12 protein-coding genes are annotated in these 8,653 nt (G+C 65.7%); 9 read left to right on the plus strand and 3 right to left on the minus strand.

The features are described 5' to 3' along the window. Positions 1–297: 297 nt before the first annotated feature. The 7 genes from QH270_RS03300 to QH270_RS03330 all read left to right on the plus strand — a co-directional run bounded on the left by QH270_RS03300 (position 298) and on the right by QH270_RS03330 (position 5,945). On the plus strand, positions 298–909 hold the full coding sequence (locus QH270_RS03300; RefSeq protein WP_054811663.1) for a DUF5753 domain-containing protein: 612 nt from the start codon (positions 298–300) through the stop codon (positions 907–909). Between the two features lie 110 nt (positions 910–1,019). Beyond that, a complete protein-coding gene (locus tag QH270_RS03305; RefSeq protein WP_054811664.1) occupies positions 1,020–1,811 on the plus strand; it encodes an SAM-dependent methyltransferase in 792 nt (263 codons plus the stop codon). A gap of 12 nt (positions 1,812–1,823) precedes the next feature. Continuing rightward, a complete protein-coding gene (locus tag QH270_RS03310; RefSeq protein ID WP_054811665.1) occupies positions 1,824–2,087 on the plus strand; it encodes a hypothetical protein in 264 nt (87 codons plus the stop codon). A 113-nt stretch (positions 2,088–2,200) separates the two neighbouring features. After that, the gene (locus QH270_RS03315) at positions 2,201–3,505 is read left to right on the plus strand and encodes a phosphomethylpyrimidine synthase ThiC (RefSeq protein WP_054811666.1); all 1,305 of its coding nucleotides are present in this window, start codon (positions 2,201–2,203) and stop codon (positions 3,503–3,505) included. Between the two features lie 2 nt (positions 3,506–3,507). Then, positions 3,508–4,557, plus strand: a complete 1,050-nt coding sequence (locus QH270_RS03320) for a nucleotidyltransferase domain-containing protein (protein WP_054811667.1) — start codon at positions 3,508–3,510, stop codon at positions 4,555–4,557. Then, positions 4,554–5,549, plus strand: a complete 996-nt coding sequence (galE, locus tag QH270_RS03325; RefSeq protein ID WP_054811668.1) for a UDP-glucose 4-epimerase GalE — start codon at positions 4,554–4,556, stop codon at positions 5,547–5,549. Before QH270_RS03320 ends, galE begins: the two co-directional genes overlap by 4 nt. 84 nt (positions 5,550–5,633) lie before the next feature. Beyond that, positions 5,634–5,945 carry a GNAT family N-acetyltransferase gene (locus QH270_RS03330; protein WP_325051003.1) on the plus strand — a complete coding sequence of 104 codons (312 nt, stop codon included), beginning with the start codon at positions 5,634–5,636 and terminating at the stop codon, positions 5,943–5,945. 121 nt (positions 5,946–6,066) lie between these two features. Here QH270_RS03330 and QH270_RS03335 read toward each other — a convergent pair whose 3' ends face one another. Together QH270_RS03335 and QH270_RS03340 are read right to left on the minus strand one after the other, a co-directional pair. Next, entirely contained in the window at positions 6,067–6,588 is a 522-nt protein-coding gene (locus QH270_RS03335) for a DUF2269 domain-containing protein (RefSeq protein WP_174553658.1), read from the minus strand. Next, positions 6,582–6,773, minus strand: coding sequence for a hypothetical protein (locus QH270_RS03340; RefSeq protein WP_082392791.1), 192 nt, complete (start codon positions 6,771–6,773; stop codon positions 6,582–6,584). The genes QH270_RS03335 and QH270_RS03340 overlap by 7 nt, the downstream gene beginning before the upstream one ends. Before the next feature lie 97 nt (positions 6,774–6,870). Between QH270_RS03340 and QH270_RS03345 the strand changes: the two genes are divergently transcribed. Together QH270_RS03345 and QH270_RS03350 are read left to right on the plus strand one after the other, a co-directional pair. Further along, complete coding sequence (locus QH270_RS03345) at positions 6,871–7,449, plus strand: TetR/AcrR family transcriptional regulator (RefSeq protein WP_054811670.1); 579 nt, start codon at positions 6,871–6,873, stop codon at positions 7,447–7,449. Positions 7,450–7,756: 307 nt separating this feature from the next. After that, a complete protein-coding gene (locus tag QH270_RS03350) occupies positions 7,757–8,377 on the plus strand; it encodes a DUF305 domain-containing protein (RefSeq protein ID WP_082392782.1) in 621 nt (206 codons plus the stop codon). 48 nt (positions 8,378–8,425) lie between these two features. Here the strand turns inward: QH270_RS03350 and QH270_RS03355 are convergent, their stop codons facing one another. Further along, entirely contained in the window at positions 8,426–8,584 is a 159-nt protein-coding gene (locus tag QH270_RS03355; RefSeq protein ID WP_156370593.1) for a hypothetical protein, read from the minus strand. Between the last annotated feature and the right edge of the window lie 69 nt (positions 8,585–8,653).

Raw genomic sequence — 8,653 nt, forward strand, 5'->3', positions numbered from 1 at the left:
CCGCGTAGGCGATCATAAAGTCGCGGGCCAGCGGGCGCAACGACCAACCGTCACCGGACAACTGCTGCACCACCAACACCACCACGAGCGAGTCGGGCAGCGAACCGTCCATCGAACAGGCGAAACGGAACAGGGCGGCCTGCGCGCGGGCGGGGGGGGCGGGGGGGGGGTACCCGCCCCGGGGGCCGGTCTCCCCCCCCCCGCCCCCCGGGGCGCGCTCCCCCACACCCAGCGACCACACCCGGTGGATACCCACCGGATACCCGAACTTCTGAAAAGTGAATGAAAGGTTAGATCATGTCTTACTCCAGCTGGTACGAGGCGACCGACAACGCGGGCCTGGAAACGTTGCAGCGCAGCCTGATCGACATCGAGGCCGACACCAAATACCAGCGCAGCTACAGCCCCGAGATCCTGCCCGGCCTGGTGCAGACACTCGCCTACGCCCGCGCGATCCTGTCCAAGTGCACCGCCGTGCTCGGCCTGCCTGACGACAGCGAGGCGACCGCGGCGGTGCGGATGCAGCGCCAGGCCGTGCTCGACGGACCCGGGCACAGCTTCCACATGCTCATCGGCGAAGCCGCGTTGCGGCGCACGGTCGGCGACCACGCGGTGATGGCGGCCCAGATCCGCCAGCTCGGCGACATCCTCACCAGCCGCGACAACGTCGAGATCGGCATCATCCCGCTCGACGCCGAATTCATCGGCCAGGCCGACAACTTCGTCATCCACGACGAATCGGGAGTCGCGATCGAGACCGTGACCGGTTCGGTCGAAACCAGCGGCGCCGACGAGATCGCCCTCGCGGTACGCACCTTCGACCTGCTCGCCGGCCAAGCCCGCTACGGCGAGCACGCCCGAGCCCTGCTCGATCGCGCGTTGGCCGAACACGTCGGCCCCGGCATCTGAACCACCTGACCCGCTGCCGGGCCCGACCCGCCCTTGCTAGGCCGCATCCCTCGTCACGGCCGAGAGCGGTCGGGGCCCGGCAGCCCCTCTAACCACTGGAGTTGTTCGATATGGCGGATCACGAGGTCGCGCTGCGACACGACATACCCAGCAGTGCGCGTGTCGCCAATGTGCTGCTCGGCGGTAAGGACAACTACGAGATCGACCGCATCGTCGCAGCCGACGTGAGCAAAAGGTTCGTCGTCGCGCTACGCGAGGGGCGACGGTTCCTGCTGCGTGCTGTGGAATACCTCAGCCGCGAACACGCCGTGCACCAGTACGTCGAACTCGGGTGCGGCATCGCGCTCCCTCCCGACGTCGGTGACGCCGCCACACACCGCGGCGAGTCCGCTCGCGTCCTCTACCTCGACCACGATGTCTTGGTCGCCGCTCACGCTCACGCCCTACTCGCGCACAGCCCGAACCGGCGCTTCGCCCTGGCCGACATCACCGACACTTGCGCCGTCCTCGATCAGATCGCTGGGCTTTTCGACCTCGGTCAACCACTCGCGATCTGCTTGTCCGGCACCGCCGAACTGTTGCCCGACGCCCCGGCGATGCTGATGGAGCTGACCTCCGCGTTGCCACCGGGCTGCTGGATCATCTTCAGCCACATCACCGATGACGTGTTCGGCGAGGACATCCGCGAGTCGGCGGCCCATCTCGCGTTCCACGCCATCCCGTACCGGCCACGCGACCACGCGACCGTGGCCGACATGCTCGCCCCGTACCGGCTGCTGTCGCCTGGCCTCGTCGCACCCCATCGGTGGCGGCCCGAATTCGGCAGCCGCGTGGGTCAGGGATTTCACCCCGTCGAGTGGGAGCTGAGCGCCTATGCCGCCGTGGGTCATCTCCCGGGATGAAGGAGTCGAACAATGGCGCAACGATTCTCGCGAATGCACCGCAGCGGATTCACCCGGGCTCAGGTAGCAGCGGTCTGGGCGTTGGCCACCGGCCCGAAGACCGCCCGCCAGATCGCAGGTGGGCGCGTGGTGGGACCGGTCACCATCACGCTGCGCTGGCTAGCTACCAACGCCTACGCCACGGCAACCGACGATGCCGACACCCCCCGCGCAGACACGGTCTACACCCTCACCGACCAAGGCCACGCCGCCCACCATCGCATCACCAAGCCTTAACAACCTGCCGACTCTGGCCGCGCCCCGGCGGCGCACGCCGCTCGGGACCGGAAACCGGCCCAGGTTTCCGACAGCTGATTCCCCAAATGTTCTCTTGTGAAAGGTGATTCACCATGATCGATTCGACTGACCCTCAGTTCGTCGCTACCTGTACCCGCGAGGGCATCGACGTCGAGGAGGCCGCTGCTGCGGTCGCCAACGGCACGATGGTGTTCTTGCGGTCCAACGACTCCCGCGCCCAGGACGGCTACAGCCCGATCCTCGTCGGTGCCGGGACACGCCGGAAGGTGACCGCGCTGATCGGTCTCGGCCCGCGCGACACCGACCGCGCCGCGATCGTCGACAGCATGGCGGTGATCAACGCCGCCGGACCCGACGCCGTCATCGACCTGACCACCAACCCCGAAGGCATTGCGCTGCGCCGCGAACTCAAGGACGTCGTGGGCGTGCCGCTGGGGTGCTGCCTGACCTATGACCTGTTCGCCCAGCCCCGCAACAAGCTCGGCTGCGCAGAGTTCCTCGAGCGCTTCGAACTCGGCCTCGACTCCGGGGTGGATTTCGTGCTGATCCACGCCGGAATCAACCCCGAGTTGGCGCGGCTGAGTGAGAAATCGGACCGGATCATGCCGACGACCTCGCGCGGCGGTGGGCTGATCGCCCGCTACATGCGCATGCACAACACCGAATCCCCACTGCACGAGCATTTCGACGGGATTCTCGAAATCTGCCGCCGCCGTGGAGTCGTGCTCGACCTGGGCGACATCTTCCGCCCCGGCGCAACCGCCGACGCCGGAGACGAACTGAAATGGCGGGAGATCGAACTGCTCGCCGGACTGCGCAAGCGTGCCCTCGACGCCGGTGTGCAGGTGCTGTGTGAGACCGGCGGACACATCCCGCTGCACCGCATTCCCGAACTCATCCCCGCCTACAAACAAGCACTCGGAGGCGCGCCCTTGTGGCTGGCCGGGCCGATGGTCATCGACAACGCGGTCACCCTGGACTCGATCGTCAACACGATCGGCGTCGCCACCGCGGGTGCGCACGGCGGCGACATGTTCGCCTCCATCACCCAGGTCGAGCACTACCTGATGCCGACCGGAATCGACACCGCCGAAGCGGTACGCAACGTCAAAGTCGCCATCACCGCCTTGGAACTCGGCCGAGGAAACACCACCGAAACCGCACGCCAGCGCGCCATCTCGGTGGCACGGCGAGCCAACGACTGGGAAGTCCAAGCCACCCACGCCCTCTACCCAGGACTGGCCACCAACGCCTTCATCAACGCCGGACTCAAAACCGGCGCACCCTGCACGATCTGCGGATCACTGTGCCCACACCTGACCGCGAAGAAGGACCACGAAGAAACCCCAGTCGCCGCCAGCGCTTTCCCGCTTCCACTCACGATCGCGGAGGATTGACCATGACCACCACAGCGGATACCAGCCGGATCGCCACCCTCGCGGACACAATCACCCGGCGGCTGCCAGACGCCCAAGATCTCGCCGCGGCCGCACACAGAATCGCCGACGATCTGGTCGCCCTCGGACGCCTGGTCCCGAGCGACGACTGGTTGATCCTGGGCGGGTCGATGGCCCGCGGCGAGCCCACCTGGATCCACCACCACGGTGGCCGAGTGCTCATCAGCGACGTCGATCTGCTCTACGTCCACTCCGGGCCCGAACCCGCAACACCACTCGACCAACTACGGGCGATGGCCGAAAGGTGCTTTCCCGCAGTCGACATCATGGTGCTGCCCGAACACCGATACCGCCTCCTGCGCACCTCGCTGGGCTACGACTTCAAAAACCTCGGACTCGACCTGGCAGGCCACGGACTGCCCAAACACACTTCTGTGCGGCTCGATGACCGCGACGCCTACGAGATCCTGCTGTACTACGTGCAAGCCCACTACTGGCACGACCTCAACACCAAATGGCTCGCTGGTTACGACACGACGCAATTCCACCTGCTCGTCAACCGCCTCTGCATCAAAGTGCTACGCGCCACCGCCATGCTGGACGGTGCCTACTCCCACCACGACTTCGCCAACATGGCCCCACACCTGTCCGAACAAATGCGCGCCGAGCTGCGATGGCGCACCAACCCCACACAACCACCGCTGGACCCCGGCAGATTCTGGCACTACCTGCACGACGCGTTCCGCCGCTTCGACTACGTCTTCGGCGGCCCGCGCCCCGACGCCGTGCGGCTGAGCCGCTACGCGGTCACCAGCAGCGGCCAAATCATCGCCCGCCACCACCGCATCGCCCACGACCTCGCCCGCCAAGTCGCCGCAGCCTGGGTAGCGAAACCGCACCCCGGTGAACTCGCTACGGTGGAAGCCGCGATCTGGTCGCGCGTCACCGGCTGGACCGGGACCAAACCCGCACCCGGTCCCTCGGCCTACTTCGCCGCGCACCAACGAGAAATTCATGACCACCTCCTCGCGATGAAAGTGCAGACCACATGAAGATCCTCGTCACCGGTGGCGCTGGGTACGTCGGTGCCACCGTGACCCGGCTCCTGCTCGACGCCGGGCACCACGTCGAGGTCGTCGATGATCTCTCCCGCAACGACGACCAGCAGATCCCCGCCGAAGCAACGTTCCACCAGTTGCGCGTGCACGACATCGCCCAAGTACTCACCCCAGACGCGGGCTTCGAAGCCGTGCTCCACTTCGCCGGGCTCATCGCGGCCGGCGAGTCCATGGCTCACCCGCAATGGCACTGGGACAACAACACCGCCGCGTCACTGGCTCTACTGGACGCGATCCAACAGGCCGAGGTGCCTCGTCTGGTGTTCTCCTCCACCGCCGCCGTCTACGGCGAACCCGACCAAGTCCCCATCCTCGAAACTACCGTGACCAACCCGGTCAACACCTACGGCGACACCAAACTGGCCGTCGACAAAGCGATCGCCTCGATCACCCGCGCCAGCGCGCTCGGCGCGATCAGCCTGCGCTACTTCAACGTCGCAGGCGCACACACCTGCCCAGACGGAACGATGATCGGCGAACGCCACACCCCCGAAACCCATCTGATCCCCCTCGCACTCGACGCCGCCGCAGGACTACGCGACAAATTTTCACTGTTCGGCGATGACTACCCGACGCCGGACGGCACCTGCGTCCGCGACTACATCCACGTCACCGACCTCGCCCAAGCCCACCTGCTCGCACTCGACGCCATCCAGCCCGGCGAGCACCGGATCTACAACCTGGGCAACGGCATCGGGTTCTCCAACCACCAGGTTCTCGACGCCATACGGAAAGTCACCGGTGCGGCCTTCGAGACCGAGATAGCTACCCGTCGCCCTGGAGACCCGGCTGTCCTCTACGCCTCGTCCGACCTCGCACAAAGCGAACTCGGCTGGCGACCCACGCGCCCCGACATCATCGAAATCGTGGCCGACGCATGGAAATTCCATCAGCGCTTCACTGGCCGACAGTCGGCGGCGGGCTAGACGAAGACACTCGCAGCGCTGGACCGTCTACCGCTGCTGTCCGCCACCGCGGCGACTCTGGCTCGCGATGTCCTGGCAGCGGTCATCGATACCCCTTCGACGCGGCTGCACACCGCGCGTCTCGGGGGAACGATCGTCAGTGCGCTGACTCTGGTCATATACACGATTCCCACCGGACTGCGAGCGCGCATCGAAGATGTCGTTGTTGACCAAGCCGCGCGAGGGCACGGCATCGGACGAGACCTGACCAACGTCGCGCTCGCCATCGCGAAGAACCACGGAGCACGCATGGTCGACCTCACTTCGACCCGAAGAGGTCCGCCGCGAACCAGCTCTACCAACCAGCGGTTCGGATTCGCCCCACGCGAGTCCACGACCTACCGCTTGACTCTCTGACCGCACCGACTTGGAACCCGCGCCCACCCGAAGAGTTCCAGGCCATCCGACAGCGCCTCGCCGCCGGGATCACGCCGGCTGATCAAGGCAACTACGCGGGCACCGTGGAACCTGGGCAGAATCATCGCCCGACTCGTCCTTCTGCTGCGGCCTGCCGAATACGTAGCCCGAACGGTGTGAGGCCGCGGGGCTTGAAGACCGCCAGGATCATCGCAGCAGCCAGAACGATAGACGCGGCTGCACCGTGGACAATAAAAGTCGGCGCCCGCAATTCGAGCAGAGTCGAGTCGGGGCGCGAGGCGACAGCCGCATAGTGGTCGACCGTACTGGTGTAGAGGATCAAGATCGCCGTTGCGACCACGTTGAGCACGAGTTTGAACAGCACCCAGTAATGGCGGATGAGACCCCATGGTGTGCCGAGGGATTGAACGATACCTGTCACTAGCGAGCCCACCGACAGTGGCACCAGCACCCACCATGCCAGTGGTCGGGCGACGAGGTCGACCGCACGCACCAGCTGCACGTCGGAACTGGTCACCCCGACGACGGCCAAGGCCAGGAAGGCGACGACGGCGCCGAGCCAGCCGACCGAGATGCTGACGTGCGCGGCGAGGGCGAGTTTGCGCCCGCGCGGGCTCAGCATCGCACGAGCTGAGCGCTGGCTGGCGCCGCAGCCGACTGACTGTGCCGCCCTGGCCCGTGCTGGCCGCCGCTGATGAGCAGTCCGATGACGAGCACCGCCACCAAGAACGCGACGACGACTCCGGTCACTTTCACCCAGCGGGGCGTATTCGGGCCGTGGGGGCGTTGCGGGGAGTTGTTTGTCATCTGGAGTCCTTCGGTCAGCGCATCATAGTTTTGCAAGACAGTATGTCTCTATCAATTACGATCTGTCTATGCCCATGGCAGGCTGTATCCTGGTTGGGTGCCGAAGCTGTGGAGCGAGACGATCGACACGCACCGCCGCACGGTGCGCGACTCGATCCTCGACACTGCCGCGCGGTTGGCGATCGAGCACGGGGTCGCCTCGATGACGATGTCGGGGATCGCCGAGCAGGCCGGGATCGGGCGGGCGACGCTGTACAAGTACTTCCCCGATGTAAGCGCGATCCTTGCCGCCTGGCACGAGCGCCAAGTCGGTCACCACCTGGAGCAACTGGTGGCGGTGAGTGATACAGAATCCGATCCGTCCCGACGACTGGATGCCCTGTTGGGCGCCTATGCGCGGATTCTTCGCGAGTCCAGGCACCGTCACGACAGCGATCTCGGCGCGATGGTGCACCACAGCGGCCCGCACGTCGACCACGCCGAACAACGACTTCGCCAGTTGGTGACCGAGGCGGTGGCCGCCGCCGCGGCGACCGGGACGGTGAGGACGGATACCCCTGCCGATGAGCTGGCAATCTATTGCCTACATGCGTTGGATGCCGCCGTCGCGGCATCATCCGACGCTGCGGTAGCCCGGCTGATCACAGTGATCCGGGCTGGATTGGGACCCGCCTGAACATCCGCCGAGCAGCAGCAGGCGCGGCGAATATTTCCAGCGGTCGAGGGTAGTCGCGCCTTGTGGGGGTGTGCGCGAGGAGGTGAACAGTGATGCCCGGGATGTGCATGCAGATGATGAACATGCTGCGCGACATGTGGAACATGATGTTCCCGTCCATGCCGATGTGAACGACGCCAAAAGGGTTAGGCTGTGCTGCACTGTCCGTCGGGAGCCACCGATATCTGCGCGGCCCTGCGTGGGTCCCGCGCGGGCCGCTGGTTTGTGTTTCGACGAGAAGATCATGTCCCACTCCTGAGGAGTTCACATGTCTCGACGTTCCATCATCGCTCGAAGGCTCGTTCCGTGTATCGGGTTGGTCGCCCTGGTCGTTGCCGGCTGCGGGAATGACGACGATTCGGCACCGGTCCACCATTCCTCAACGACAACCGCCGTCTCGACGAGTGCGGCTACCGGCACCGCTCCGGCGGGTACCTTCAATGACGCCGACGTAACGTTTCTGCAGATGATGTACCCGCATCACGAGCAGGCCGTGCAGATGGCCGAGCTGGTCCCTTCACGCTCGCAGGATCAGCAGGTCATCGACCTCGCTGCCGGGATCAAGGCAGCTCAGCAACCTGAAATGACCCAGATTCAATCGCTGCTGGCCAGCGCCGGGAAGCCGGATCCCGCCGGTGGCGCGATGAATCACGACATGCCCGGAATGATGTCGCCGGAGCAGATGTCCTCGCTCGAGGCGATGTCGGGGCCGGAGTTCGACAAGATGTGGTTGCAGATGATGATCGACCATCACCGCGGGGCGGTGGAGATGGCGCAAACCGAGATCGCCTCCGGAACCAACTCTCAGGCCAAACAAATGGCAGAGACCATCGTGGCCACACAGCAGCAAGAGATCACGCAGATGGAAACTCTGCTGGGACAAAAGTAGGCATTCTTCGGCCCCTCGACGCCCTGTGGCCTGCGCCGCCCTGTGGCTCTACGGGCCGGTGGATTCGAAGCGGCGCTGAGGCTTGACAGGCTGGCCCGCGAGCGCGACGCGGAGGGCTTCGGCGCCGCAAGCCAGAACGCAGGCCGCGGCGGTTCGGGTGGCGGGATGGCGGGCGACCCGCAGGATCACCGCTGTGAAGGTGTGCATCGTTACCTCGTCTTTCAGGAGAGGGTGGGGGGGGGCGGGGGTTTGGGGGGGCCCCCCCCAAAATTGGGA

Source organism: Nocardia neocaledoniensis (assembly GCF_029868625.1).
Lineage (GTDB): Bacteria > Actinomycetota > Actinomycetes > Mycobacteriales > Mycobacteriaceae > Nocardia > Nocardia neocaledoniensis_A.